Below are 26,079 nucleotides of genomic sequence, written 5' to 3' on the forward strand. Positions count from 1 at the left end.
TCAGCGCTCGGCGCTGGCCGTGAGGTCGCCGCGGCGCGGGGCGGCGAAGCGCTCCACGTCGGCGCGGGTCATGCCGGTCAGGGCGTCGACCTCGGCGGTGTCGAGGGCGCCGCACTGGAGGCCGCGCAGCAGGTAGGAGGAGAGCGCCTTGGCGGTGGCGGGCTCGTCCATGACGTCGCCGCCGGCGTGGTTGGCGTAGGCGGAGAGGCGCTTGGCGGCGGTCTCGAAGCCCTCGCGGTAGAAGGCGAAGACGGCGGCGTAGCGGGTGGGGATGTGGCCCGGGTGCATGTCCCAGCCCTGGTAGTAGGCGCGGGCCAGGGCGCGGCGGGTGAGGCCGTAGTGCAGCTTCCACGCCTCGTGGACGTGGGCGGTGGAGCCGACCGGGAGGACGTTGGTGGAGCCGTCGGAGACGCGTACGCCGGTGCCGGCGGCGGCGACCTGCATGATCGCCTTGGCGTGGTCGGCGGCCGGGTGGTCGCTGGCCTGGTAGGCGGCGGAGACGCCGAGGCAGGCGCTGTAGTCGAAGGTGCCGTAGTGGAGGCCGGTGGCGCGGCCCTCGGCGGCGTCGATCATGCGGGCGACGGCTGCGGTGCCGTCGGCGGCGAGGATGGACTGGCTGGTCTCGATCTGGATCTCGAAGCCGAGGCGGCCGGCGTCGAGGCCGTGGGCCCTCTCGAAGGCCTCCAGGAGGCGGACGAAGGCGGTGACCTGCTCGGGGTAGGTGACCTTCGGGAGGGTGAGCACGAGGCCGTCGGGCAGACCGCCGCTCTCCAGGAGGCCGGTGAGGAAGACGTCGGTGGTGCGGATGCCGCGGTCGCGGACGGCGGCCTCCATGCACTTCATCCGGATGCCCATGTAGGGGGCGGCCGTGCCGTCGGCGTACGCCTCGTTGATCAGGCGGGCGGCGCGGGCGGCGTCCTGGTCCTCGTCGGCGCCCGCGTAGCCGTCCTCGAAGTCGACGCGGAGGTCCTCGACGGGCTCGCGCTCCAGCTTGGCGCGGACGCGGCCGTACACGTCCTCCGCGAGCGCGTCGGAGAGGCCGAGGACGGCGGCGAAGGAGGCCGCGTCGGGGGCGTGCTCGTCGAGCGCGGCGAGGGCCTGGTCGCCCCAGGAGCGGATGGTGCCGGCGTCGAAGACGTTGCCGGGGACGTAGACGGTGTGGACGGGCTGGCGGGTGCCGGGGTCGCCCGGGTAGCGGCGGTCGAGCTCGGCGTCCACCGCGGCGAGGGAGGCGCTGATGCCCTCGCTGACCGCGCCCGCGAGGCTCGTCGACACCTTCTCCTGCTGACCCATCCCTGATCCCTCCTGTTTTCCGCTTCACGGAATCAACAATCCGTATAGCGAAGTTAGTAGGCCGTCGGACCTGCGTCAATGGTTGTCCGAAACGGCCGGGGGCCGCACGGCGAAACTCGCCGTGCGGCCCCCTGGACCTGCGGAAGCGCTGGTCGTCAGCCCTTGCGGGCCTGGACCTCCTGGGTCAGGACCGGGACGACGTCGAAGAGGTCGCCCACCACGCCGTAGTCGACGAGGTCGAAGATCGGAGCCTCGGCGTCCTTGTTGATGGCGACGATGGTCTTCGAGGTCTGCATGCCGGCGCGGTGCTGGATCGCGCCGGAGATGCCCGCCGCGATGTACAGCTGCGGGGAGACCGACTTGCCGGTCTGGCCGACCTGGTTGGAGTGCGGGTACCAGCCGGCGTCGACGGCGGCGCGGGAGGCGCCGACGGCCGCGCCGAGCGAGTCGGCGAGGGCCTCGATGACCGCGAAGTTCTCGGCGCCGTTGACGCCACGGCCACCGGAGACCACGATCGCGGCCTCGGTCAGCTCCGGGCGGCCGGTCGACTCGCGCGCGGTGCGGGCGGTGACCTTGGTGCCGTGGGCCTTCTCCGAGAAGGAGACGGCCAGGGCCTCGACGGCGCCGGCGGCCGGGGCGGCCTCGACCGGGGCCGAGTTCGGCTTGACCGTGATGACCGGGGTGCCCTTGGAGACGCGGGACTTGGTGGTGAAGGAGGCGGCGAACGCGGACTGCGTCGCGACCGGACCCTCGTCACCGGCCTCCAGGTCGATGGCGTCGGTGATGATGCCGGAGCCGATGCGGACCGCGAGGCGGGCCGCGATCTCCTTGTTCTCGGCGGAGGACGGGACGAGCACGGCGGCCGGGGAGACGGCGTCGTACGCGGCCTGGAGGGCCTCGACCTTCGGGACGACGAGGTACTCGGAGAACTCGGGGGCGTCGGCGGTCAGGACGCGGACGGCGCCGTGCTCGCCGAGGACGGCGGCGGTGTCGGCGGCGCCGTTGCCGAGGGCGACGGCGACCGGCTCGCCGATGCGGCGGGCGAGGGTCAGCAGCTCCAGGGTGGGCTTGCGGACGGCTCCGTCGACGTGGTCGACGTAGACGAGAATCTCAGCCATGGGACTTCAATCTCCTGCGAACGAAAAGGGGACGGCCTGAGGGGACAGCGCGGCTCGCGGGAGCCTTAGATGAACTTCTGGCTCGCGAGGTACTCGGCGAGCTGCTTGCCGCCCTCGCCCTCGTCCTTGACGATCGTGCCCGCGGTGCGCGCCGGACGCTCGTCGGCGGAGTCGACGGCGGTCCAGGAGCCCTCCAGGCCGACCTCGCCCTCGTCGATGTCCAGGTCGTCGAGCTCCAGCTCCTCGACCGGCTTCTTCTTGGCGGCCATGATGCCCTTGAAGGACGGGTAGCGCGCCTCGCCCGACTGGTCCGTCACGGAGACGACGGCCGGGAGGGAGGCCTCCAGCTGCTCGGAGGCGGTGTCGCCGTCACGACGGCCGGTGACCTTGCCGTCCTCGACCTTGACCTCGGAGAGCAGGGTGACCTGCGGGACGCCCAGGCGCTCGGCCAGGATCGCCGGGAGGACACCCATGGTGCCGTCGGTGGAGGCCATGCCGGCGATGACCAGGTCGTAGCCGGTCTTCTCGATCGCCTTGGCGAGCACCAGCGAGGTGGCCATGACGTCGGAGCCGTGGATGGACTCGTCGTCGACGTGGACGGCCTTGTCGGCGCCCATCGACAGCGCCTTGCGGAGCGCGTCGCGCGCGTCCTCGGGGCCGACGGTGAGGACGGTCACCTCGGCGTCGTCCGCCTCCTCGGCGATCTGCAGCGCCTGCTCGACCGCGTACTCGTCGAGCTCCGACAGGAGACCGTCGACGTCCTCGCGGTCGACCGTCAGGTCGTCGGCGAACTTCCGGTCGCCAGTGGCGTCCGGCACGTACTTCACACAGACAACGATCCTCAAGCTCACGCCGGCTCTCCTACTGCATCGTCATAACTGGGCTGCCTTGTTGCTCGCAGCATAGGCGCCTGAAGGGCGGGTTTCCGGCCGGGGCGCCGGACGCCTCGACCAGATATTACTCGTCAGTACACCCAGTTCGTGACCAGTAAGCAAGCGCTCAGCACTGTGATCTGCCCAACGCGCGCGACGCGGCCGGCGCGGGAACTCTCAGTCGCGCAGGGCGTTGAAGCGGCCCTGGTGGTACAGGAGCGGACGGCCGTCGCCACCGGGGTCCCCCGCGACGGCCTCGGCTATGACGATCCGGTGGTCGCCGGCGGGCACCCGGGCCACCACCCGGCAGACCAGCCAGGCCTGTACGCCGTCGAGCACGGGCACGCCCTCGGGCCCCCGGCTCCAGCGCGTGGGCGCGGCGAACCGGTCGGCGCCGCTGCGCGCGAAGGTGGCCGCCAGCTCCTCCTGGTGCTCCCCGAGGATGTGCACCCCGATGTGCTCCGCCTCGGCGAGCACGGGCCAGCTGGAGGAGCCGGTGCCCACGCCGAAGGAGATCAGCGGCGGGTCGGCGGCGACGGAGTTGAGCGAGGTGGCGGTGAAGCCGACGGGGCGCTCGCCGTGCGCGGTGATCACGGCGACGCCGGCGGCGTGCCGGCGGAAGACGGAGCGCAGCAGGTCGGGCGAGGCGGAGCGGGGAGCGCCGAGCGCGGGAACGGCGCGGAGCTCGGGCGAGACCGTCATGGAGTCGTCCTTCGTGCGGGGCGGCGTGGAGCGGGGTCCGGGGGCGTCAGAGGCCCGGACAGCGCGCGCTCGCGTGGCGGCCCAGGTCCACGTCGGCCCGGCCGTAGAGAAGGAGGTCACCGGTCACTCCGTCAGGGTGACGACGAGTGACGGCCCAGGTCAAGTGCGTACCGCGATGTGGGAGATGTGTCACCGCGTCAGAAGGCGGGGAGTCGGGCCGGGGTGCGGGAGGGCCGGCGGGCCGGGGGGGCTCACAGTGCGTGACCGAGGGCGGCGATGACGTCCGCCTTGCGGGGCTGCCCGGTGGCCCGGCGCACGATCACGCCGGCCGCGTCGAGGACGAGGACGGTGGGAGTACGGGTCACCCCGAGGTCGCGGACGAGCCCGAGGTGCTCCTCGGCGTCGATCTCCACGTGCGCCACGCCCGGCACCATGGCCGCCACCTCGTCGAGCACCCGGCGGGTCGCCCGGCAGGGCTGGCAGAAGGCGCTGGAGAACTGGACCAGGGTCGCCCGCTCCCCCAGCTCCGCGCCGCCGAGCCGGTCCGATCCGAGCCTTCCGGTCGTCGCCACCGTCATCCCCTGGTCCCCCGTCACGCCCTCGCCCCCGTCATCCTTCTCCGCCGTTTCCGCGTCCTTCTCCCCGTGCAGCGTCGCACGGGGCCGAACGATTCCCGCCACGACCACCGCGAGTGACGAGAATCTCCCCGTACGAAGCCGCCTGGACTGGTCACGGCGGCCCACATGGGGCACGATCTGCCCAAAGCCGAAAACCTACGGCCGCGTAACTTCGCCGGGAGAGCCCTCCCACAGGCATGGACGAAGGGGTATCTCTCCCATGGCAGAACTCGTGTACCGACCGGTGGTCGGCGCCGCGCTCACCATGTTCAAGGCGCTCGACCTCAAGATCGACACACAGGGTTCGGAGCACATCCCGCGGACCGGCGGTGCCGTCCTGGTCAGCAACCACATCAGCTACCTGGACTTCATCTTCGACGGCCTGGCCGCGCTGCCGCAGAAGCGTCTCGTGCGCTTCATGGCGAAGGAGTCCGTCTTCCGCCACAAGGTCTCCGGGCCGCTGATGCGGGCGATGAAGCACATCCCGGTGGACCGCTCCCAGGGCGAGCACGCGTACAAGCACGCCCTGGAGTCGCTGCGGGCGGGCGAGATCGTCGGCGTCTTCCCCGAGGCGACCATCTCGGAGTCGTTCACGCTGAAGAGCTTCAAGTCGGGCGCCGCCCGGCTCGCGCAGGAGGCCGGGGTGCCGCTGATCCCCATGGCCCTGTGGGGCACCCAGCGGATCTGGACGAAGGGCCGGCCGCGGAACTTCAAGCGGGCGCACATCCCGGTGACGATCCGGGTCGGCGAGCCGATGGAGGCCCCCGCCGACCAGTTCGCGGGCGCGATCACGCGCCGGCTGCGCGACCGCGTCCAGGAGCTCCTGGAGGCCGCGCAGCGCGCCTACCCGGTGCGCCCGAAGGACGCCACGGACACCTGGTGGATCCCCGCGCACCTGGGCGGCACGGCGCCGACCCCGGAGCAGCTGAAGGCCGCCGGGAAGTAGTCCCGGACGTACCTCACCCCGGGGGGTCGCGCACGGTGATCCGCGCCCCGGGGCTCACCTTCTCCAGCGCCTCGGCGAGCTCCCGGCCGGCCGCGAGGAGTTCCTCGCGGGTCATGGTCTCCAGGGATTCCAGGAGGAAGAGGGCGTCGGTGGTGTCGTCGTCGATGCGGGTGCGCGGCCGCTGGCGCCAGTTCCGGCGGCGGCAGGTGACGCCCCGCTCGTCGCACCAGACGATCTCGCCCGGCTCGGGGTGCTCCACGGCCTCCTCGCCGCCGGCGGGGACGAGGTGGGCGACGCCGATCGCGTCGTAGGCGTCGACGAGCCGGTCGATCCGGGGCAGTCCGCCGTCCGCGAGCGCCCGGCGGGCGAGCGCCTCCGCCGAGTTGCGGGTGCGGGAGGGCTTGGCGCCGAAGGCGGTGTACGCGGCGCGCCAGGCGGCGCGAGCGAAGCGAGATGGGGGTCCCCCCGGCCGAAGGAGACGGTGAGCGTCAGGGTCGTGGTCACCGTTCCTTGCCGCCGAAAGGTCACAGGTCCGTGATCACAGGTCCGTGGGGAGGGTCCGCCACAGGTGGGGCCGGTCGGTCGCGGCCTGGAGCGCGCGGAGAACGACCGGATGCGGTTCGGCATAGAGCACCGGATAGTCCACTTCATTCACCTCCGGGCGTGCGGCCCAGGCCAACCGCTCCTCCCCGACCGAGAACTGGGCGTCCACGCCGGGCGGGACGTTCCCGCGCACGTCCTGCCGCGCCCACCGCTCCTCACCGGGCAACAGCACGGCGGCCAGCCCGTGGATCACCGGGTTCGAACCGTCGTCCTCGGCGAGGCGCTGGTAGCAGAGGGCCGCGGGGATGCCCCGGGCCCGCAGGAGCGCGGCGTACGCGACGGACTTGGCGTAGCAGATGCCGGTGCCCTGCTCCAGGACGTCGGAGGCGCGCCAGGTGACGCGCACGTCCCCGGAATCCTGGGAGTGCGGGATGGTGTCGCGGACGAACTCGAAGGCGGCCTTGGCGTATGAGTATGCGTCGACATGATCGACGGCGATGCGGTCCGCAGTGGCGCGGACGAGTGGGTGATCATGGTTGACGGCCTCGCCGACGGCCAGGTACACGGCGATATCGGCGTGCTGCTGCTTCAGCTCCATGATCCGCGAGCATAGGTATGCGGCCGAGCGGAGTCAATCATTTTCCACTCGACCGCATATCTATTCAGATTGAGACCCTACTGGCGGGCCAGCTCTTCCTTCAGGGCCTGGAGGAAGGCGTCGACGTCGTCCTCCGTGGTGTCGAAGGAGCACATCCAGCGCACGTCGCCCGCCTGCTCGTCCCAGAAGTAGAAGCGGAACCGCTTCTGGAGCCGGCGGCTGACCTCGTGCGGGAGGCGCGCGAAGACCGCGTTGGCCTGCACCGGGTAGAGGATCTCCACCCCGTCCAGGGCGCGCACGCCGTCCGCGAGGCGGCGGGCCATCGCGTTGGCCTGCCGGGCGTTGCGCAGCCACAGGTCCTTGGCGAGCAGCGCTTCCAGCTGCACCGACAGGAAGCGCATCTTGGACGCGAGCTGCATGGACAGCTTGCGCAGGTGCTTCATGTGGCTGACCGCGTCCGGGTTGAGGACGATCACGGCCTCGCCGAAGAGCATGCCGTTCTTCGTGCCGCCGTACGAGACGACGTCGACGCCCACCGCGTTGGTGAAGGCGCGCATCGGCACGTCCAGGGAGGCGGCCGCGTTGGCTATCCGGGCGCCGTCGAGGTGAACCTTCATGCCCTTGGAGTGGGCGTGCTCGACGATGGCGCGGATCTCGTCCACGGTGTAGACGGTGCCCAGCTCGGTGTTCTGGGTGATCGAGACGACCTGGGGCATCGCCCGGTGCTCGTCCTCCCAGCCCCAGGCCTGCCGGTCGATCAGCTCGGGGGTGAGCTTGCCGTCCGGGGTGGGCACGGTGAGCAGCTTGAGGCCGCCCATGCGCTCCGGCGCGCCGCCCTCGTCCACGTTGATGTGGGCGGTCTCGGCGCAGATCACGGCGCCCCAGCGGTCGGTGAGCGCCTGGAGGGCGGTCACGTTCGACCCGGTGCCGTTGAAGACCGGGAAGGCCTCCGCGAGCGGGCCGAAGTGGCTGTGCACGATCCGCTGGAGGTGGTCGGTGTACTCGTCCTCGCCGTAGGCGACCTGGTGGCCGTCGTTGGCGAGGGCGATCGCGGCGAGGATCTCGGGGTGGACGCCGGCGTAGTTGTCGCTCGCGAAGCCCCGGACCGACGGGTCGTGGTGACGACGGGCGTCGGTCCGGTGCCCGAGGGCGGCGGTCACGGTGCGGGGGTCAGCCACAGGCGCTGTCCATTCACTTCCTGGGCGGGCCGGTCCCACAGGCCGGCGATCTCGTCGGCCAGGTCCTTGACGTCGGTGAAGCCCGCGAACTTCGCGTTGGGGCGTTCGGCGCGCATCGCGTCGTGCACCAATGCCTTGATCACCAGGATGGCAGCCGCCGCCTGGGGACCGTCCTCACCCCCCAGCTTGCGGAAGGAGTCCGCCATGGCGAGCGTCCAGGCCTCGGCCGCGGCCTTGCCGGCGTTGTACGCGGCGTTGTTGGCCTGCGGCTTGTGGGCGCCGACCTGGCTGATCAGGGCGTAGCGGCCCCGGCCGCCGCCGCGGAGCAGGGCGTCGTGGAAGGCGAGGGAGGTGTGCTGGACCGTGCGGATCAGGAGCTTCTCCAGGAAGTCCCAGTCCTTGAGGTCGGTCTCGGTGAAGGAGGAGCTGCCGCGCCAGCCGCCCACGAGGTGGACGAGACCGTCGACGCGGCCGAACTCCTTCTCCGTCTTGTCGGCCCAGGTGCGCGTGGCATCGAGGTCGAGGAGGTCCACGGTGTCGCCGACGACCTTGGCGCCGTGCACCTCGCGGGCCGCCTCGACGGCCTCGGCGAGCCGGGCCGGGTCGGCGTCGGCGGCGACCACGGTCGCGCCGGCGCCGGCGAGGCGGATCAGGGCCGCCCGGCCGGCGGGTCCCGCCGCGCCGGCCACCGCGATGACCGTCCCGTCGAGAGGTCCACCGTTTCCGTTGGCGTTCATGGACGCCTCCTCCGTGTGCTCCGTACCGTCGGTCACGCGGCGGCCCGCTCGGGCATGTCCGCGGCGGTGATCCCCTTGGTGTCGGCGATCACGCCCTTCATCTTCTTGGAAAGGGCCTCGAAGAACATGCTGAGCGGAAACTCGTCGGGAAGCACGTCGTCGACGAGCTTGCGCGGCGGGAGCGTGAGGTCCAGGGCGTCGGGACCCTTGGCCCACTTGGAGCCCGGGTGCGGGGCGAGGTAGCCGGAGACGAACTCGTACGCCTTGATCCAGTGGACCAGCTTCGGACGGTCGATGCCGTCGCGGTAGAGGGTCTCGATGTCGGAGCAGAGGCGGTTGGTGACCTCGGGGGCGCGGTCCCAGTCGATGGTGAGGACGTTGTCCGTCCAGCGCACCACGTCGTTCTTGTGGAGGTACGCGAAGAGGAGCTGGCCGCCCAGACCGTCGTAGTTGCGGTTGCGGTCGCCGGTGAGGGGGAAGCGGAACATCCGGTCGAAGAGGACGGCGTACTGCACGTCGCGCCCGTGGGAGTTGCCTTCGGCCTCCAGCTTCACGGCCTCCTTGAAGGCGGTGAGGTCGCAGCGGAGCTCCTCCAGGCCGTACATCCAGAACGGCTGGCGCTGCTTGATCATGAAGGGGTCGAAGGGCAGGTCGCCGCGGCTGTGGGCACGGTCGTGGACCAGGTCCCACAGGGCGAACGCCTGCTCGCAGCGGCTCTGGTCGTCGAGCATGGCGGCGATGTCCGCGGGCAGCCTCAGGCCCAGGGTGTCGACGGCGGCCTCGGTGACCTTGCGGAAGCGGGCGGCCTCGCGGTCGCAGAAGATGCCGCCCCAGGTGAAGCGCTCGGGGACCTCGCGGACGGCGACGGTCTCCGGGAAGAGGACGGCCGAGTTGGTGTCGTACCCGGCGGTGAAGTCCTCGAAGCTGATGCCGATGTAGCCCGGGTTGTCGTAGCGGGTGGCCTCCAGCTCGGCAAGCCACTCGGGCCAGACCATGCGGAGGACGACGGCCTCGAAGTTGCGGTCCGGGTTGCCGTTCTGCGTGTACATCGGGAAGAGCACGAGGTGCTGGAGCCCGTCCGCGCGGCCGGAGGCCGGGTGGAAGGACAGCAGCGAGTCCAGGAAGTCCGGGACGCCGAAGCCGCCCTCGGACCACTTGCGCAGGTCGGCGACGAGGGCGCGGTGGTACTCGGCGTCGTGCGGCACGAGCGGGGAGAGCTGCTCGACGGCGGCCACCAGACGGTCCACGGTCAGCTCGACGAGGGAACGCGCGGGCGCGCCCTCGGCCTCGAAGTCGACCGATCCGTCGGGGCGCTGCCAGACGCGGATCTCCTCCACGGCGTTCTTGAGCTCCGGCCAGGCAGGGTGGTCGATGACGCGGGCGGTGGCTATCCCCTCACCGGTCACGTCGTGCACAAGAATTTCCGTCATGCCTCTTCCTCCACAGGAGAACCTTGCGTAAAGGAACCGTATCCACGCATGACTCATGACCGCAAGGGGAGCAAGAGAAATTCTCTCGTACGACACCCTCTCGACCGCATTTTTTCCTGTCGACCGGGGGGTGAACGGATGCTTCCGGCGGAAGGATCAGACCAGCGGCTTCACCAGGAGCTCGAAGCGGAGGTCGTCGCGCCGGGGCAGACCGAAGCGCTCGTCGCCGTACGGGAAGGGGCTCGTCTCGCCCGTGCGCCGGTAGCCGCGCCGCTCGTACCAGGCGATCAGCTCCTCCCGGGCGGTGATCACCGTCATGTGCATCTCGCGGGCGTCCCACAGCTCGCGCACCCGCCGCTCGGCCTCCGCGATGATCCGCTTGCCCAGGCCGGCTCCCTGGAGCTCGGGCCGGACCGCGAACATGCCGAAGTAGGCGGCCTCGCCGCGGTGCTCCAGCTGGCAGCAGGCGACGGTGTCGCCGTCCCGCTCCACGAGCAGCAGCACGCTGCCCGGGGCGGCGATCACGGCGGCCACGCCCTCCGGGTCGGTCCGCTGCCCGTCCAGGAGATCCGCCTCGGTGGTCCACCCGGCCCGGCTCGCGTCGCCCCGGTAGGCCGACTCGACGAGCGGCACCACGACGGGCACGTCGTCGGGCACCGCCCGCCGGAAGGTGAGGGCGCCGGGCTCCAGGCTCGCGGCGGTGTCGGGAACGGGCGTGGCGGTGTCCATCGTGCGGGGCTCCCCTCGGGCGCGGTGACCGACGTGCGCGGTCGTCCCGAGCCTAACGCGCGCCGCCGCACCCCCTTTCGTACGCCTGTGCGCGCCTGTGCGCCCGCGTGCGCGCGCCCCACGGCGGGCAGTCCCTCCCCGGGGCACGAGTCGAGGGGGTGTGCCGTGCACGGACCGGCCCTGTCGGGGTGGCTGCTCGTCGCGCTCTGCGCGGCCGTCGGGGCGTACTGCGCGCTGCGGACCCGGGCCAGCGCGGGCGAGGAGCGCCGGGCGGCGCGCGCGGAGGCGGTGATGGGCTTCGGGATGGCGGCGATGGCGCTGCCGCCCGCCGTGCCCGCCCCGCCGTCCTGGAGCTGGGCGGTGTACGCGGCGCTCTTCGGCGCGGCGGCGGCGGCCGACCTCGTCGCGGCCCGCCGGGACGCACACCGGCTGCACCACGCGGTCGGCTCCCTCGCCATGGTCTACATGGCGCTCACGATGGCCCCGTCGGCGGCGGCCGGCGCGCAGGGGGTGCACGCGGCGCACGGCGCGGGGGCGGCGGCCGGCGGGATACCCCTGCTCACCGGTGGACTGCTCCTCTACTACGCGGTGTACGTGCTCCGCTCCGGCGCCCGGCTCGTCCCGGCCGGGCCCCACGCGCGCGTGGGCAGACCGACGGGGGCCGTGCGGTCCGGCTGGGCGACCCGGCCGGAACTCACCCTCGCCTGCCGGCTGTCGATGGGGCTCGCCACGCTGGCGATGCTCTGCACGCTCTGAGGTCCTTGTCCCGCGCGGGGGTTCGGGCGCACGGCCGGCGAAACCGTGGCGTACGTCACTTGCCGGGTGAGGCCATACCCCCGGGGAGCACCCCCCTCATAGGCTGACGTCCATGTGGGTCTCCCTCGCGCTGCTCCTGCTCGGCGTCCTGACCGCGCTCACCGCGCCCCGGCTGCTCGCCCGGGCCGACTGGGCGGAGCGAGAACCCGTCGTGGCGCTCTGGGTGTGGCAGTGCGCGGTGGCCACGGTCCTGGTCAGCTTCGCGCTCTCGATGACCTTCAGCGCGGCCGCCGCCTGGCAGGCCGTGCGCGGCCAGGTCTTCGCGCCCGCGCCGCGCGCGGTCCTCGACGCGTACGAACTCTCCACCGACGGCGGCCCCTGGTCGGCGGCGCTCGCCGTGGTCCTGGCGGCCGGCGGGCTGTGGACCGGCGCCATGCTGGGGCGCGAGATCGGGCTCGCCCGCACCCGCCGCCGCAAGCGCCGCGAGGACCTGCTGGTCCGCGCCCCGCAGCTGCCCGGCGAGGAGCCGGACGGCGGGCGGCTCGTCGTCCTGGAGGGTAAGCGCCCCGACGCCTGGTGGCTGCCCGGCACCACGCCCCGGCTCGTCGTCACCACCGCCGCGCTGCGGCGTCTGAAGGGCCGCCAGCTCGACGCCCTGCTCGCCCACGAGCAGGGGCACGCCCGGGCCCGGCACGACTGGCTGCTCCACTGCTCCGGAGCGCTCGCCACCGGCTTCCCCGGCATCCCGGTCTTCATCGCCTTCCGCGAGGAGATGCACCGGCTGGTCGAACTCGCCGCCGACGACGTGGCCTCGCGCCGCTTCGGACGGCTCACCGTCGCGCTCGCGCTGGTGGAACTGAACGAGGAGCGGGGGGTGTTCGCCGCCCCGCCCGGCACCGGCCCCGAGGCCGGCCTCCCCCAGCGCGTCGACCGCCTCCTCACCGCCACCCCCCGGCTCCCCGCCGCCCACCGCCTGCGCCTGACGGCGACGGCGGCCCTGGTGCCCGCGGTCCCGGTGCTCGTCGCCTTCTTCCCCGGCCTGGCCGCCCTGGGCTGACCCCGTGACGGCGCGGAGTGCTCCGACCGGGACCCGGACCCGCGACCCGCGGGGCGCCGCGTGGAACGGGTCGCGGCCGGTGGTCGGGCAGGATCGAGGAATGCGTAATTCCGCGATCGTTTCCGGAGGGCTCGCCCTGGTCCTGCTCGTGCTCGTGGCGGCCGAATGGGCCCCGCTGCTCGCCTTCGACCGCTCGGTCGACGAGGCGCTGCACCGCGACGCCCTCGCCCGTCCCGGCCTCACCCGCGTCAACCGGGTGCTGAGCGACTGGGTGTGGGACCCGTGGACGCTGCGGGCGCTGGCCCTGGCCGTGGCGCTCCTCCTCGTGCGGTACGGACACCGGCGCCTCGCGCTGTGGGTGGTCGGGACCGTGCTGGCCGCGGCCGGGGTGCAGCAGGGGGTGAAGGCGCTGGTCGACCGGGAGCGGCCGGTGTGGCGGGATCCGGTGGACTCGGCGTCGTTCGCCGCCTTCCCGTCGGGGCACGCGATGACGGCGGCGGTGGTCTGCGGGCTGCTGCTGTGGGTGTTCGCACTGGTCGGGCGGGAGCCGTGGCACGGCTGGGGCGCGGCGGCGGGTCTGGCGGTGGTGTCGGTGCTCGGGGTCGGCTGGACCCGGATCTACCTCGGGGTGCACTGGCCCTCGGACGTGCTGGCCGGCTGGCTGATGGGGTGGTGCTGCGTGGCCGTCGCCGTCGTCGCGTACCGGCGCGGGCCCGGCGGAGGCCCGCTTCCCGGGCCACCGCGCGAGCCGCGCGACCATGGAGGGGAAGGGACATGACGAGGCCGCCCGTCCTGGACGATCCCCCGTGTCGCCCAGGAAAGGCGGCCTCCACGCCGTCACGCCACGGGGGCGGGACGACGAGCCACGCTGAGTATATTGGCCGCGAGCCAGTCAACGCAGGAGCCCAGCATGACGCCGCGTAGCCCATCGGTCAACGAAGAGCTTCGGCGACGCTCCCGGGAGCGGATCCTGGCGGCCACCGTGGAGCTCGTCGGGCGGCACGGATACGAGGCGACCACCCTCGGGGACATCGCCCGGGAGGCCGGGGTGGCACGCGGTCTGGTCTCGTACTACTTCCCCGGCAAACGGCAGTTGCTGCAGTCCGCGGTGCACCGGCTGATGCACCTCACGCTCGCCGCGGCGCTGGAGCGCGCGCCGCGCACCGAGGACGGCCGGGAGCGGCTGGCCCGGGCGATCGACGCGATCCTGGGGATCGCGGTGGACCGTCCGACGCTGATGCGCACGCACATGGCCGGGATCCTCCAGGCCGAGGGCTTCGTGCGCTGCGAGGAGCAGCAGCGGCTCGCCCACCTGCTGCGGGACACGGTGGAGCGGTACGGCTCCGAGGACGTGGACCGGGACTATCCGCTGCTGCGGGCGCTGCTGATGGGGGCGGTGGTGGGGGTGCTGCTGCCGGGGGCGCCGATGCCGATGGCCCGGCTGCGGGCGGAGCTGTTCCACCGCTACGGCCTGGACTGGGAGAGCGGCGCGCCGCCGGACGGCGGTCCGCCCGACGGCGCGCTCTGAGCCTCCCGGGTCAGTCCCGGTCGCCGAAGTCCTCGAAGTAGTCCGGCTGGGTCTGGACGTTGAGCTCGTCCATCCGGATCCGCTGCGCGGGGTCGGTGCGGCGGTCGGAGATCTTCAGGACGTCGAGGCCCCGGGCGATCTCGTTCGAGTAGACGTGGCCGTTGTAGTAGTACGCGGACCACGAGCCGCCGATGGTGAGGGCCGTGTCGGAGACCGGGCCGCGGTCGAAGTAGCCGATCTCCTTCGGGTGCGCGGAGTCGGTGAAGTCCCAGACCGAGACGCCGCCCTGGTACCAGCCCTGGACCATGAGGTCCTTGCCCTTGACCGGGATCAGCGAGCCGTTGTGGGCGACGCAGTTCTCGGTGTCGGCCTGGTGGCGCGGGATCTTGAAGTAGCTGCGGAAGACCAGCTGGCGGTTCTTCCCCTTGCCGGTGATGTCGTAGATGCCGTTGGCGCCGCGGTTCGGGCCGACGGCCGCGTTGCAGGTGGCGCCGCTGCCGCCGCCGAGCTCGTCGGTGAAGACGACCTTGTCGGCCTTCTGGTTGAAGGTGGCGGAGTGCCAGAAGGCGAAGTTGACGTTGTCCTGGACCTGGTCGAGGACCCGCGGGTGCTCGGGGTCGGAGACGTCGAAGAGGATGCCGTCGCCCATGCACGCGCCGGCGGCGAGGTCCTTGCCGGGCAGCACGGTGATGTCGTGGCAGCCGGTGGTCTTGGAGACGCCCGGGTTGGTCGGACCGCCCGGGTTGCCGCCGCCGTCGGGGCCCTCACCGGGGAAGAGGACGGGGAAGTTCACGACGCGGGCCTGCTCCGGCGCCGCGCGGGGCACCTTGATGACGGAGATGCCGTCGTGCGGCGGCCGGCAGTCGGGGAAGGCCACGTTGGGCGAGTAGGAGGAGACGTACACGTACACGTCCTTGCGCTGCGGCAGGAGCGTGTGGGTGTGCGAGCCGCAGGCGGTCTCGACGGAGGCGACGTACTTCGGGTTCGTGACGTCGCTGATGTCGAAGATCTTCATGCCCTCCCAGGACTCCTTGACGGACGCCGGCTGCGTCGTGCTGGCGCAGGAGTCGTCGCTGCGGGAGGAGTCGGTGGAGAGGAAGAGGAGGTCCCCGGAGACGGAGATGTCGTTCTGGGACCCCGGGCAGAGCACCTGGGCGACGCTCTTCGGGGCCTTCGGGTCGCTGATGTCGAAGATCCGGAAGCCGTCGTAGTTGCCCGCGAAGGCGTACGAGCCCTGGAAGGCGAGGTCGGTGTTGAGGCCCTGGAGCGCGTCCTTGGGGATGTTCGCCAGGAGCTGGATGTTGTCGGTCTTCACGATCTCGTCGACGCCGGGTATCGCACCGCTCCCGATCGCCGACCGCGCCTCGGCGGCCTGCGCGGCCCCCACGGGCGCCTGGACCGGGGCGTCCCCGGGGTCGGGGGTGGCGGCGGCCGTGCCGCCGACGAGCAGCGCCGCCAGGAGGCCGGCCGCGGCGGTGGCCGCGGCGAGGCGTCTGATCCGGGAGCGTGGACTCTGCGGGGTATGCAACGAAGTCACTCCGTCCTCCGTGATTTCCGTTCAAAGCTGAACGGTGCTGGACCCCGGCAGTATGTTCCTTGGCGTGCACATCCCAACAGATGGCAACACAGATGTAATGAGGGAATCCGCGCGACTCCCCGGAAAGAACTGCTAGGAACGGCCCCTGAGTCCGCAAAACCCCTAGGAGGCACCGTTGCTGAACCGCCACCGCCGGCGCGCCGCGCTCGCCGCGACCCTCTCCGCGCTGGCCGTACTCGCCCTGGGCGCCTGCGAGTCGGACTCCGGTGCCGCCGCGCCGGAGCCGACGCCGACCGGCACGGCCGCCGCGGTCGTGGCGCCGGGCAAGCCCGGCGAGCCGGCCCGGCGGATCTCACCGGAGGAGGCGGCGAGCCTGCTCCCCGACGAGCGGCCGAACGGCGCTGACTTCCGGTACGTCCAGATGATGGTGGTGCACCACCGGCAGGCCCTGACGATGACCGCGCTGGCCCCGAGCCGCGCCGGATCGCCCCAGGTCGCGAAGGTGGCCGAACGGATCGCGGCGGCGCAGCAGCCGGAGATCGGCGCGATGGAGGGATGGCTGACGGCGCACGGCGGGCCGCGTGACCAGGGCGCCCACGACCATCACGCGATGCCGGGCATGGCGACCGAGGCCCGGCTGGCGGAGCTTCGGGGCGCGAAGGGCCCGGCCTTCGACGCGCTGTTCCTGGAGCTGATGATCCGCCACCACGAGGGCGCCGTGACGATGGCGGCCGAGGTGCTCGGGCAGGGCAACAACATCCAGGTGGAGGAGATGGCGAACGACGTGATCGCCCAGCAGACCGCCGAGATCAACCGGATGCGGTCGCTGTGAGCCCCGCGCCCTCGGGCGCTCCGGCCGGGTCCTGGCGGGCGGACTGGGCCTCGGCCGCCGCCAGGACGGTGTCGAGGAGGCCGGGGAAGAGGGCGTCGAGGTCGTCGCGGCGCAGGCCGTTGAGCTTGGCGGTGCCGCGGTAGTCCTGCCGGATGACGCCGGCCTCGCGCAGGACCCGGAAGTGGTGCGTGGTGGTCGACTTGGTGACCGGGAGGACGAAGTACGAGCAGCTCAGCTCGGTCTCCGCGGCGGCCAGTTCGCGGACGATCCGCAGCCGCACGGCGTCGGAGAGCGCGTGCAGGACCGCCTCCAGGCGGATCTCCTCACGCGCGGGGTGCTCCAGGAGGCGGGTGCTGGCGGGGGTCGTCATGGCGGCGGCTCCACTTTCTCCGGAGGGGTCGTACGGGCGGTCTCCATTGTACGAGGATCCTCGTAGTTTGACAGTCGCCGTACTACGATGGGTATCGTACGAACATCCCGCCGGGCCTCCCCACGTCCGGCACCCATGCCGTCCCGAAACGGAGTCCCCGATGAGCGCCGCCCTCTTCGAGCCCTACACCCTCCGCTCGCTGACCGTCCCCAACCGCGTCTGGATGGCGCCGATGTGCCAGTACTCGGCGGAGGTCTTCGGCCCGAACGCCGGCGTCGCCACCGACTGGCACTTCGCCCACTACGCCTCCCGGGCCACCGGCGGCGCCGGACTGATCCTGGTCGAGGCCACCGCCGTCGCCCCCGAGGGCCGCATCAGCCCCGCCGACCTCGGCCTGTGGAACGACACCCAGACCGAGGCGGCGCGCCGGATCGCCTCCTTCCTCACGGCACAGGGCACCGTCCCGGGAATCCAGCTCGCCCACGCCGGCCGCAAGGCCGCCACCCAGCGCCCCTGGCTCGGCCGCGGCCCCGCCCCGGCCGAGGAGGCCTGGCAGCCGGTCGCGCCGAGCCCGCTCCCCTTCGCCGAGGGCTACCCGGTGCCCACCGAGCTGACCGAGGACGACATCCGCGAGATCGTCGGACAGTTCGCGGCCGCCGCCCGCCGCGCCCTGGCGGCCGGCTTCCAGGTCGCCGAAGTGCACGGCGCCCACGGTTACCTGATCGGCGAGTTCCTCTCCCCGCACAGCAACCACCGCACCGACGCCTACGGCGGCTCCTTCGAGAACCGCACCCGGCTCGCCCTGGAGGTCGTGGACGCGGTCCGCGCCGTCTGGCCCGAGGAGCTGCCGCTCTTCTTCCGCATCTCGGCCACCGACTGGCTGGAGGAGGCCGGCTGGACCCCGGACGAGACCGTCCGCTTCGCCGCCCTGCTGCGCGAGCACGGCGTCGACCTGCTCGACGTCTCCAGCGGCGGCAACGGCGGGCCCGCCTCGATCCCCGTCGGCCCCGGCTACCAGGTGCCCTTCGCCGCCCGCGTCAAGGCCGAGACCGGACTGCCGGTCGCCGCCGTCGGCCTCATCACCGAGCCCGCGCAGGCCGAGAAGATCGTCGCCAACGGCGAGGCCGACGCGGTCCTGCTCGGCCGCGAGCTGCTCCGCGACGCCTCCTGGCCGCGCCGGGCCGCGCGCGAGCTGGGCGCCACCACCCTCACGCCGCCGCAGTACGCCTGGGCGATCTGACCCACCGCCCCACCCGGGACACCCCGTGACCGGGCGGTCACGGGGTGTCCCAGGGGCCGTTGTCAGTGGCCGGGTGCAGACTGGCCCGTATCCGCGACAACGGCGTCCTGGAGGTGGGCCCCATGCCCGACGTACTTCTCACCGTAGGCACCCGCAAGGGACTCTTCATCGGCCGCAGGCACGACGGGCGCTGGGAGTTCGACGATCCCCACTTCCCCGCCCAGGCCGTCTACTCGGTGGCCATCGACACCCGGCCGGACACCCCCCGGCTGCTGGTCGGCGGCGACAGCGCCCACTGGGGCCCGTCCGTCTTCCACTCCGACGACCTCGGCCGGACCTGGACCGAACCGCCCGCGCCCGCCGTCAAGTTCCCCCAGGACACCGGCGCCTCCCTGGAGCGCGTCTGGCAGCTCCATCCGGCCCCCGCCCACTCCCCCGGCGTCGTCTACGCGGGCACCGAACCGGCCGCACTCTTCCGCTCCGAGGACGGCGGCGCCTCCTTCTCCCTGGTCCGGCCGCTCTGGGAGCACCCGAGCCGCTCGGCGTGGGTCCCCGGCGGCGGGGGCGAGGCCGTGCACACGGTCGTCACCGACGCCCGCGACCCCGAGGCCGTCACCGTGGCCGTCTCCACCGCCGGCGTCTTCCGCAGCCGGGACGGCGGGGCGTCCTGGGCCCCCTCCAACCACGGCGTCGCGGCGCCCTTCCTGCCCGAGCCGCACCCCGAGTTCGGCCAGTGCGTCCACAAGATCGCGCAGGACGCGGGCGATCCGGACCGGCTCTACCTGCAGAACCACTGGGGCGTCTACCGCAGCGACGACGCCGGCGGCAGCTGGGAGGACATCGGCGGCCCGCTCCCCTCCGACTTCGGCTTCGCCGCCGCCGCGCACCCGCACCGCCCCGGCACCGCCTACGTCTTCCCCATCACCGCCGACTCCGACCGGGTCCCGGCCGAGCGCCGCTGCCGGGTCTACCGCACCACGGACGCCGGCGCGAGCTGGGAGCCGCTCCAGCGCGGTCTCCCGGAGGGCGACCACTACGGCACGGTCCTCCGCGACGCGCTGTGCACCGACGACGCCGACCCGGCCGGCGTCTACTTCGGCAACCGCAACGGCGAGCTCTACGCCAGCGCCGACGACGGCGACAGCTGGCAGTTGCTCGCCGAGCACCTGCCGGACGTGCTGTGCGTGCGGGCGGCGGTCGTCTGAACGGGCCCGCCGCCTCAGTCCGTCGGCGCGCCGCTCAGGGGAGCAGCCAGTCCACCGGCTCGGCACCCTGGGCGACCAGCATCTCGTTGGCCCGGCTGAAGGGGCGGGAGCCGAAGAAGCCCCGGTCGGCCGAGCGGGGGGACGGGTGCGCCGACTCGACGGCGGGCAGACTGCCGAGCAGCGGACGGGCGTTGCGGGCGTCGCGGCCCCAGAGGATGGAGACCAGGGGCTTGCCACGGTCGGCGAGGGCACGGATCGCCTGCTCGGTGACCTCCTCCCAGCCCTTGTTGCGGTGGGCGCCCGCGTTGCGCGGGGAGGTGGTCAGGGTCCTGTTGAGCAGCAGGACGCCCTGCCGGGTCCACGGGGTGAGGTCGCCGTTCGACGGGCGGGGGTGGCCGAGGTCGGTGTGCATCTCCCAGAAGATGTTCAGCAGGCTCGCCGGCAGCTGCCGCACCTCGGGCGCCACCGCGAAGCTCAGGCCGATCGCCATCCCCGGCGTGGGATAGGGGTCCTGACCGACGATCAGGACCCGCACGTCGTCGAACGGCTGCTGGAAGGCGCGCAGCACGTTCGGCCCCGACGGCAGATAGGTACGGCCCGCGGCGATCTCCCCGCGCAGGAAGTCGCCCATCTCGGCCACCCGGCCCGCGACGGGCTCCAGGGCCTTGGCCCAGCCGGGCTCCACCAGTTCGTTCAACGGTCTCGCAGTCACGGTCCGTCACTCTAGCGGCCTACACCGACAACGCCCTCCGGCCTAGACTGAGGGGCCCCAGGACCCCTCCGGGAAGGGACGGTCGCACAGTGGACTCCGAGAGCGGACGCGGCGGCGGACCGGCCGACCCGGTGGTCGTCGGCATCGACTCGGGCGGCTCGGGGCTCCGCGTCGCGCTCGCCCGGGCCGCCGACGGGACGGTGCTCGACCGGACGGCCGCGCCCGGGCCCGTACGGACCGGTCCCGGCGGGATCTCCGCCGCCCACTTCCTGGAATCCGCGCTGCCCGCCGTCGCCGCGCTGCGGGCCCGGGCCGGGGAAGGGCGCCCGGTGCTCGCCGCCGCCGTGGGCGCCGCCGGGATGGCCACGCTCGGCGAGGAGCTGCGCGCGGTCCTCCCGGGGGCCTTCGCCGAGGCGTGGGGGGTGCGCGGGACGGTGCTCGCCGCCGACGCCGTCACCGCCTACGCGGGAGCCCTCGGCACCCGGCCCGGCGCGGTGGTCGCCGGCGGCACGGGCCTCATCGCCCTCGGCACCGACCTGACCGGCTGGCGCCGCGCCGACGGCTGGGGCCACCTCCTGGGCGACTGCGGCAGCGGCGCCTGGATCGGCCGGGCCGGCCTGGAGGCGGCGATGCGGGCGTACGACGGGCGGCGCGGCGGTTCGTCCGCCCTGCTGGCCCGCGCCGAGAAGGTCCACGGCCCGGCCGCCGGGCTGCCCGCCGCGCTCTACCCGCGCACCGACCGGCCGGCGGTCCTCGCCGCCTTCGCCCCCGAGGTCGCGGCCTGCGCGGCCGACGGCGAGCCCGTCGCGGCCGGGATCCTGGAGCGGGCCGCCGAGCACATCGCCGAGGCCGCCGAGGCGGCCTGCCCGCCGGACCCGGCGGCCGTGGTGGCGCTCACCGGCGGACTGTTCCGGCTCGGCGACCCGCTCCTCGTACCGCTGCGGGCGGCGCTCGCCGAGCGACTGCCCGGGGTCCGGACCGTCGCTCCCACGGGGGACCCGCTCGACGGCGCCCTGACGCTGGCCGGCGGGCTCGCCGCCGGGGTCGGGGGGCTGCCCGAGGACCCCGCGCTGCTGCGGTACCTCTGACCCCGCCGCCCCCTCCCGGCGGGCATCGCCGCTGGTCCGGGGCGTGCGGCGGCGACCGGAGCGGCCGGGTCCACGATCCGGCACGCCCCCGACCGGACATACAGGGGCAGAAGGCGCGTGGTCGCACCTCACCGAACGCTCCCGTCCGCAAAACCAGTAGCATGCGGCGCCATGAGCACCCCCACTGGGCCCGCCAACGGCCTGCCTGTACGAATGCCGCGCCCCCGCCCGTCCGGGCGGCACCGTCGCCCCGACCCGGCGGCGGCGCCCGAGGGCGCTCCCGCCCTGGTGCTCGCCGTCCCCGGCGCGCCCTCGGCCGCCATACGTTCGCTGGCCGAGGAGCTGGTGAGCATCGCCCGGTCCGAGCTGCCCGGCCTGGAGGCCGCGATCGGCTTCGTGGACGGCGACGGCGAGGAGTACCCGACGCTCGCCGGCGTGCTGACCGCCGCCGCGGAGCTCCGCGAGGAGCGGTACCGGATCGCGGTGGCGGCCGGCCGCGAGGTCGAGGCCCCGCAGGGCCCGGCCGCGATCGCCGTCCCGCTGCTCGCCGGCCCGGACAGCGCCGTCATGCGCCAGATCCGCCAGGCCGTCATGGACAGCGGCAACACCGCGGAGCTGGCCGACGTGCTCGGCCCGCACCCGCTGCTCGCCGAGGCGCTGCACGTGCGCCTGTCGGAGGCCGGGCTCGCCCGCGCCGACCGCGCCCGGCTCTTCACCGTCGCCACGGCCGCGGACGGCATCGTCCTGGCCACGGTCGGCGGCGAGGAGGCCGTCCAGGCCGCCGGCATCACGGGCATGCTGCTCGCGGCCCGGCTCGCCGTGCCGGTGATGGCCGCCGCGCTCGACCAGGAGGGCTCGATCGCCTCCGTCGCCGAGCAGCTGCGCGAGGCGGGCGCGGTGCAGCTGGCGCTCGCGCCGTACCTGATCGGCCCGGAGCTGGCCGAGGGCCTGCTCGACGAGGCCTCGAAGGAGGCCGGCTGCCCGGCGGCCGAGGCGCTGGGCGCCTACCCGGCCATCGGCAAGCTGATCCTGTCGCAGTACTCGGCCGTGCTCGGCCTCCCGCAGGGCGCGGCCCCGGCGCACTGACGCCGCGGAACCGCACGAGGGCCCGCGCCGACGACCGTCGGTGCGGGCCCTTCCGTATGTGCCGGGCGCCCGAGGGCGCCCGGCTCGGAGCCGTATCAGCCGAAGACGACGCAGGTGACCGCCGGCGCCTCGACGGAGCCGGACCTGACCGGTGTGCCGGTCTCGGGCTCGACGTCGAACCAGGTGACGTCGCCGGAGCGCTCGTTCGCCGCGTACAGCCGCCGTCCGGACGGGTCCAGGGCGAGGTCGCGGGGCCACGTGCCGCCGCAGGGCACGGTGGCGGAGCGGATCGCCTCGTCGCCCGCCGGGGAGAGGACGAGGACGGCGATGGTGTCGGTGCCGCGCACCGCGACCCAGAGGAACCGTCCGTCGGGCGCCACGACGACGGCAGAGGGGTACGCGGGGCCGGCGGCGTCCGTGTCGGCGAGCGGGATCTCCGCGAGCGGGGTCAGCTCGCCGTTCCGGGCGTCCCAGCGGCAGACGGTGACGGCGGGCTCCAGCTCGCCGACGACGTACAGATGGCCGCCGGCCGGGTGGAAGGCGAGGTGGCGGGGGCCGTAGCCGGGCCGCAGGGTGGTCTCGCCGTGCAGGCGCAGCGCGCCGGTGGCGGGGTCGAGGGCGCAGACCCGGACGGAGTCGGTGCCGAGGTCCACGGTGAGGACCCAGCGTCCGCTCGGGTCGGGGAGCACCTGGTGGGCGTGGGGTCCCGCCTGACGGTCGGCGACCGGGCCGCTGCCCTCGTGGCGGAGGACCGCGGTGGCGGGGCCGGGGACGCCGTCCTGGGCCAGCGGCAGGGCGGTGACGCTGCCGGAGGTGTAGTTGGCGGTGAGGAGGTGGCCGGCGGTGACGGCGAGGTGGGTGGGGCCCGCGCCGTCGACGGGCACGGGGGCGCCGAGCGGGCGCGGCGCGGGCGTGGCCGGGGCGAGGGCGGCGACGGCGCCCGGGTCGGTCTCGGAGACGGCGTAGAGGACGCCGTCGGCGAGGGCGAGGTAGGACGGGTCGGCGACGGCGTCGGTGGCGCCGGTGACGGTCAGCGCGCCGGTGGCCGGGTCGAGGTCGGCGGCGAGCACGCCGCGCCCGCCCGCCGAGGTGAAGGAGCCGAGGTAGGCGCGTACCGGCCCCGTCCCCCGTCCATGTGTCTCGTCGGTCCCGCCCACGGCGCCTCCCTGCCCCGGGGCCGGTCGCTGCGACCGGCCGTCTGCGGGCGACGTTAGCAGGCGGTCTAGACCAAGTCTGATCAGCTGGTGGCGTAGTCCGTCAGGAGCGGACCAGGAGGGAACCGGGCGGGGTGCGCAGCGGCTCGTCCAGGGCGGCGAGCAGCCGCTCCAGGCCGCTGACGTGGCCGAGGGCGGCGGGCGCCGGATGGGCGGCGGCCTCGGGCTCGGCGGCCGGCGCGGGACGGTTCGCACCGGGCGAGGTCAGGCCCTCGACGGCCGTCTCGACCCGCCAGCAGGCGGCGGCCAGCCGGGCGTCGTGGCTGGCGTCGGGGTCGGCGGCGACCGCCGCGAGCCCGCGCACCTCGGCGGCGCACTCGTCGAGCAGGGCGAGGACCCGGCGGGCCCGGGCCTTGCGGCCCCGGAAGGGGCTCAGCGGGTGGACGAGCGGGGCCAGCGAGAGCCGCACCCGGCCGAGCAGCAGGTCCAGTTCGGCGACGTGAGGGCTCGGGTCGGCGGCCTCGTCGCCGGCGAGGCGCCGCTCGGAGGCGGCGGTCGCCGCGTGGACCGCGCGCAGGGCGCGCTGGATCCAGGCGTCGTTGATGGCGTGGGTGGTGACCGGGAGGATCAGCAGGACCGCGAGGGCGGCGCAGACGGCGCCGACGACGGTCTCCTCCAGGCGCAGCACGAGGAGCGCCGGGTCGAGGACGCCGAGGAGTCCGTAGAGCAGGCCGGCCATGACGGTGACCGCGAGCATCATCCAGCTGTAGGAGAGCGGCGCGGTGTAGAAGATCCCGAAGACGCAGACGGCCACCAGGAGGGCGGTGGGCAGCGGGGCTCCGTGCAGCGGCAGGGCGACGACCATGCCGACGGCGATGCCGAGGAGCGTGCCGAGGAAACGGCGGAAGCCTCGGACCAGGGTCTCGCCGCGCGAGACCGTGTTCACGAAGATCCACCAGGTGGTGCCGACGGCCCAGTACCAGCGGTCCTCGGAGAGCACCTGGCCGATGCCGAGGGCGACGGCGCAGGCGGCGGTGGCCTGGATCGCCTGCCGGGTGGTGATCCGGGCGAGTCCGGTGCCGGGCAGCGGGGCGGGGGCGGCGGGCGGCGGGGTGCGCCGCTCGATCGGCCAGAGCACGAACCGTACGGCTCCGGCCGCCGCGAGGGCGATGCCCACGGCCGCGTACAGCTCGGGGAGCTGGGCGGGCAGGGCGTGCAGGAACTGGGTGCTGAAGAAGTTCATGAAGGCGAAGATGCCGAGCGCGTGGCCGCGCGGGCCCCAGCGCCGGGCGTAGACGCCGGCGAGGACGACCAGCAGGAAGGAGACGTCCCGCAGGAGGGTGTGGTCGTGCAGCAGCGTGGCGAGCGCGAGCACCGGGAAGCCGGCGAGCGGCAGCAGCAGGGTGGTGACGGCCTGGCCTCGGACGGTGGCGTCGGTGACGGTGAACAGGGCGAGCAGCGCCGCCAGTCCTCCGGTGATCGACGCGGTCAGCGAGAAACCGGCCAGCTCGGCGACGGTCACCGCGAGCGCGATGCCGAGCACCGCGCGCAATCCGGTCCTGAGCCGGAGGAGCCCCGGGTCCGGAGCCACGAACATCCTCTTCACGGCGGTCGGCCGCCCCCTCGTCTTGCCGCTCGCCCGCCGCACGCCCTGCCCCTGGGGTGGTGGGGCGCGTACGGACACGACGAAGGCGCCGGCGTCCGGAGCGGCCTCGTCGCCGTCCCGGCGCTGCGGCGCCACGTTCTTCTGATGGACACAAGAAAAGCACCGACCGGGCCCTTGGCTCAAATCGCTTTCGAATCGCTGTGCCATTGGCCCGGTCTCCCGCGCCGGGACCGGTCCGTGTGTGGGCCGGTGGACCAGCGCGCGGGCCCGGGTGCTCGCGGGCTCAGCGCAGGGCGGCCGGGGCGGCGGGGGTCCGGCCCAGCAGGGCGGCGAGCGCGGTGTGGCCGCGCCGCTCGGCGTGCTCCAGGGCGGTGGTGCCGTACGCGTCGGCGAGCTCGGGGTCGGCGCCGGCGGCGAGCAGCAGCGCGACGACCTTCTGGTGGGCCGGGCCGCCGTCGCCGAGGATGACGGCCTCCAGGAGGGCGGTCCAGCCGAGGTCGTTGACGTGGTCGACGTCGACCGGGGTGTCGCGCAGGACGGCCCTGACGTACGGGACGTGGCCGCGTTCGGCGGCGGGGATGAGGCTGGTGCCGCCGAAACGGTTGGTCAGCCGTACGTCGGGGGCGGGGTCCGCGGCGAGCAGCACCCGCAGCATGGCGACGCTGCCGGTGGCGCCCGTGGCAAGCCAGGGGCTGTCGTGCCGGGCGTCCTGGGCGTTGGGGTCGGCGCCGGCGGCGACGAGCGCGCGGGCCGCCTCGACGTGGTCGCCGAGGACGGCGAGCAGCAGCGGGGAGCGCAGCTCCTCGTCGCGGGCCTCGGTCGGGGCTCCGTCGGCGAGCGCGGCGCGGACGCCGTCGGCGTCGCCCCGGCGGGCGGCGGCGAGGAGACGGTGGTGGGGGGTGACGGTCACGGCGGTCTCCTCGGGCGCGGGGCTGGGGGTGCGGGGACGCGGGGGTGTGGGGGTGTGGGGACGCGGGGTAGGAACCGGGCCGACGGCGTCCGGGCGGGCGTGCCCGGACGCCGTCGGGGCTTCGCGGGCCCCTCGCGGGGCCGGTGGTGTTACTTGGCGAGGGCGTCGACGCCGGCCTGGGCGAACTTCTGGTCGAGGTCGCCGGAGGGGGCGCCGGCGACGCCGATGCCGGCGA

Annotated in this window: 26 protein-coding genes and 2 pseudogenes; 10 read left to right on the forward strand and 18 right to left on the reverse strand. The window is 73.8% G+C overall.

Annotated features, from left to right (window positions below; all coding sequences use genetic code 11):
• From ABZ621_RS33745 to ABZ621_RS33765, 5 genes are all read right to left on the reverse strand, one after another.
• Positions 1-1,293 (reverse strand): aldolase/citrate lyase family protein, encoded by a 1,293-nt coding sequence (locus ABZ621_RS33745; RefSeq protein WP_360610415.1) that lies wholly within the window; start codon positions 1,291-1,293, stop codon positions 1-3.
• 155 nt (positions 1,294-1,448) lie between these two features.
• The gene (locus ABZ621_RS33750) at positions 1,449-2,411 is read right to left on the reverse strand and encodes an electron transfer flavoprotein subunit alpha/FixB family protein (RefSeq protein WP_360610416.1); all 963 of its coding nucleotides are present in this window, start codon (positions 2,409-2,411) and stop codon (positions 1,449-1,451) included.
• A gap of 65 nt (positions 2,412-2,476) precedes the next feature.
• Positions 2,477-3,262, reverse strand: coding sequence for an electron transfer flavoprotein subunit beta/FixA family protein (locus tag ABZ621_RS33755; RefSeq protein ID WP_360610418.1), 786 nt, complete (start codon positions 3,260-3,262; stop codon positions 2,477-2,479).
• A 198-nt stretch (positions 3,263-3,460) separates the two neighbouring features.
• Positions 3,461-3,985, reverse strand: a complete 525-nt coding sequence (locus tag ABZ621_RS33760; protein ID WP_360610420.1) for a flavin reductase family protein — start codon at positions 3,983-3,985, stop codon at positions 3,461-3,463.
• Positions 3,986-4,236: 251 nt separating this feature from the next.
• The gene (locus ABZ621_RS33765) at positions 4,237-4,563 is read right to left on the reverse strand and encodes a thioredoxin family protein (RefSeq protein ID WP_360610456.1); all 327 of its coding nucleotides are present in this window, start codon (positions 4,561-4,563) and stop codon (positions 4,237-4,239) included.
• A 259-nt stretch (positions 4,564-4,822) separates the two neighbouring features.
• On the opposite strand from ABZ621_RS33765, the gene ABZ621_RS33770 reads away from it, so the two are divergent.
• Complete coding sequence (locus tag ABZ621_RS33770) at positions 4,823-5,548, forward strand: lysophospholipid acyltransferase family protein (RefSeq protein WP_360610421.1); 726 nt, start codon at positions 4,823-4,825, stop codon at positions 5,546-5,548.
• 13 nt (positions 5,549-5,561) lie between these two features.
• Here ABZ621_RS33770 and ABZ621_RS33775 read toward each other — a convergent pair.
• The 6 genes and pseudogenes from ABZ621_RS33775 to ABZ621_RS33800 form a co-directional block, all read right to left on the reverse strand.
• A pseudogene (locus ABZ621_RS33775) lies at positions 5,562-5,987 on the reverse strand (cytoplasmic protein); the annotation flags it as partial.
• A 99-nt stretch (positions 5,988-6,086) separates the two neighbouring features.
• Positions 6,087-6,689: a transglutaminase family protein gene (locus ABZ621_RS33780; RefSeq protein WP_360610423.1), complete on the reverse strand. Its 603-nt coding sequence runs from the start codon at positions 6,687-6,689 to the stop codon at positions 6,087-6,089.
• Between the two features lie 77 nt (positions 6,690-6,766).
• The gene (locus ABZ621_RS33785; RefSeq protein ID WP_360610458.1) at positions 6,767-7,849 is read right to left on the reverse strand and encodes a low specificity L-threonine aldolase; all 1,083 of its coding nucleotides are present in this window, start codon (positions 7,847-7,849) and stop codon (positions 6,767-6,769) included.
• Complete coding sequence (locus ABZ621_RS33790; RefSeq protein WP_360610424.1) at positions 7,846-8,604, reverse strand: SDR family NAD(P)-dependent oxidoreductase; 759 nt, start codon at positions 8,602-8,604, stop codon at positions 7,846-7,848. Before ABZ621_RS33790 ends, ABZ621_RS33785 begins: the two co-directional genes overlap by 4 nt.
• 32 nt (positions 8,605-8,636) lie before the next feature.
• Positions 8,637-10,034 carry a DUF6421 family protein gene (locus ABZ621_RS33795; protein WP_360610426.1) on the reverse strand — a complete coding sequence of 466 codons (1,398 nt, stop codon included), beginning with the start codon at positions 10,032-10,034 and terminating at the stop codon, positions 8,637-8,639.
• Between the two features lie 156 nt (positions 10,035-10,190).
• Positions 10,191-10,763 carry a GNAT family N-acetyltransferase gene (locus tag ABZ621_RS33800; RefSeq protein ID WP_360610428.1) on the reverse strand — a complete coding sequence of 191 codons (573 nt, stop codon included), beginning with the start codon at positions 10,761-10,763 and terminating at the stop codon, positions 10,191-10,193.
• A gap of 165 nt (positions 10,764-10,928) precedes the next feature.
• Here ABZ621_RS33800 and ABZ621_RS33805 point away from each other — a divergent pair, with 165 nt between their 5' ends.
• The 4 genes from ABZ621_RS33805 (at position 10,929) to ABZ621_RS33820 (ending at position 14,104) form a co-directional block, all read left to right on the forward strand.
• Positions 10,929-11,519 (forward strand): DUF5134 domain-containing protein, encoded by a 591-nt coding sequence (locus ABZ621_RS33805; RefSeq protein ID WP_360610430.1) that lies wholly within the window; start codon positions 10,929-10,931, stop codon positions 11,517-11,519.
• 112 nt (positions 11,520-11,631) lie between these two features.
• Positions 11,632-12,576: a M56 family metallopeptidase gene (locus ABZ621_RS33810; protein WP_360610432.1), complete on the forward strand. Its 945-nt coding sequence runs from the start codon at positions 11,632-11,634 to the stop codon at positions 12,574-12,576.
• Positions 12,577-12,676: 100 nt separating this feature from the next.
• Positions 12,677-13,354 carry a phosphatase PAP2 family protein gene (locus ABZ621_RS33815; protein WP_360610433.1) on the forward strand — a complete coding sequence of 226 codons (678 nt, stop codon included), beginning with the start codon at positions 12,677-12,679 and terminating at the stop codon, positions 13,352-13,354.
• Positions 13,355-13,486: 132 nt separating this feature from the next.
• Positions 13,487-14,104, forward strand: a complete 618-nt coding sequence (locus ABZ621_RS33820; RefSeq protein WP_360610435.1) for a helix-turn-helix domain-containing protein — start codon at positions 13,487-13,489, stop codon at positions 14,102-14,104.
• 10 nt (positions 14,105-14,114) lie between these two features.
• Here the strand turns inward: ABZ621_RS33820 and ABZ621_RS33825 are convergent, their stop codons facing one another.
• Positions 14,115-15,632 (reverse strand): hypothetical protein, encoded by a 1,518-nt coding sequence (locus tag ABZ621_RS33825; protein WP_360610460.1) that lies wholly within the window; start codon positions 15,630-15,632, stop codon positions 14,115-14,117.
• A gap of 184 nt (positions 15,633-15,816) precedes the next feature.
• Between ABZ621_RS33825 and ABZ621_RS33830 the strand changes: the two genes are divergently transcribed.
• Positions 15,817-16,473 carry a DUF305 domain-containing protein gene (locus tag ABZ621_RS33830; RefSeq protein ID WP_360610437.1) on the forward strand — a complete coding sequence of 219 codons (657 nt, stop codon included), beginning with the start codon at positions 15,817-15,819 and terminating at the stop codon, positions 16,471-16,473.
• On the opposite strand, the gene ABZ621_RS33835 is transcribed toward ABZ621_RS33830, so the two are convergent.
• Positions 16,451-16,843 (reverse strand): helix-turn-helix domain-containing protein, encoded by a 393-nt coding sequence (locus ABZ621_RS33835; protein ID WP_360610439.1) that lies wholly within the window; start codon positions 16,841-16,843, stop codon positions 16,451-16,453. The two genes, ABZ621_RS33830 and ABZ621_RS33835, sit on opposite strands and share 23 nt — an antisense overlap.
• Before the next feature lie 160 nt (positions 16,844-17,003).
• Between ABZ621_RS33835 and ABZ621_RS33840 the strand changes: the two genes are divergently transcribed.
• Together ABZ621_RS33840 and ABZ621_RS33845 are read left to right on the forward strand one after the other, a co-directional pair.
• On the forward strand, positions 17,004-18,083 hold the full coding sequence (locus tag ABZ621_RS33840; RefSeq protein ID WP_360610441.1) for an NADH:flavin oxidoreductase/NADH oxidase: 1,080 nt from the start codon (positions 17,004-17,006) through the stop codon (positions 18,081-18,083).
• Positions 18,084-18,205: 122 nt separating this feature from the next.
• Entirely contained in the window at positions 18,206-19,288 is a 1,083-nt protein-coding gene (locus ABZ621_RS33845; protein WP_360610442.1) for an exo-alpha-sialidase, read from the forward strand.
• A 34-nt stretch (positions 19,289-19,322) separates the two neighbouring features.
• On the opposite strand, the gene ABZ621_RS33850 is transcribed toward ABZ621_RS33845, so the two are convergent.
• A complete protein-coding gene (locus tag ABZ621_RS33850) occupies positions 19,323-20,000 on the reverse strand; it encodes a uracil-DNA glycosylase (RefSeq protein WP_360610444.1) in 678 nt (225 codons plus the stop codon).
• An 89-nt stretch (positions 20,001-20,089) separates the two neighbouring features.
• Between ABZ621_RS33850 and ABZ621_RS33855 the strand changes: the two genes are divergently transcribed.
• Positions 20,090-21,088: a BadF/BadG/BcrA/BcrD ATPase family protein gene (locus ABZ621_RS33855; protein WP_360610445.1), complete on the forward strand. Its 999-nt coding sequence runs from the start codon at positions 20,090-20,092 to the stop codon at positions 21,086-21,088.
• 171 nt (positions 21,089-21,259) lie between these two features.
• Positions 21,260-22,174 (forward strand): hypothetical protein, encoded by a 915-nt coding sequence (locus ABZ621_RS33860; protein WP_360610447.1) that lies wholly within the window; start codon positions 21,260-21,262, stop codon positions 22,172-22,174.
• Between the two features lie 95 nt (positions 22,175-22,269).
• On the opposite strand, the gene ABZ621_RS33865 is transcribed toward ABZ621_RS33860, so the two are convergent.
• The 4 genes and pseudogenes from ABZ621_RS33865 to ABZ621_RS33880 all read right to left on the reverse strand — a co-directional run.
• Entirely contained in the window at positions 22,270-23,331 is a 1,062-nt protein-coding gene (locus tag ABZ621_RS33865) for a lactonase family protein (RefSeq protein ID WP_360610449.1), read from the reverse strand.
• A 100-nt stretch (positions 23,332-23,431) separates the two neighbouring features.
• Positions 23,432-24,925 (reverse strand): FUSC family protein, encoded by a 1,494-nt coding sequence (locus ABZ621_RS33870; RefSeq protein ID WP_360610462.1) that lies wholly within the window; start codon positions 24,923-24,925, stop codon positions 23,432-23,434.
• 292 nt (positions 24,926-25,217) lie between these two features.
• On the reverse strand, positions 25,218-25,844 hold the full coding sequence (locus tag ABZ621_RS33875; protein WP_360610451.1) for an ankyrin repeat domain-containing protein: 627 nt from the start codon (positions 25,842-25,844) through the stop codon (positions 25,218-25,220).
• Between the two features lie 149 nt (positions 25,845-25,993).
• A pseudogene (locus ABZ621_RS33880) lies at positions 25,994-26,079 on the reverse strand (heme-binding protein); the annotation flags it as partial.

Origin of the sequence: Streptomyces sp. NPDC007863, assembly GCF_040633895.1 — a bacterium.
In the GTDB taxonomy this organism is placed as follows: Bacteria; Actinomycetota; Actinomycetes; order Streptomycetales; family Streptomycetaceae; genus Streptomyces.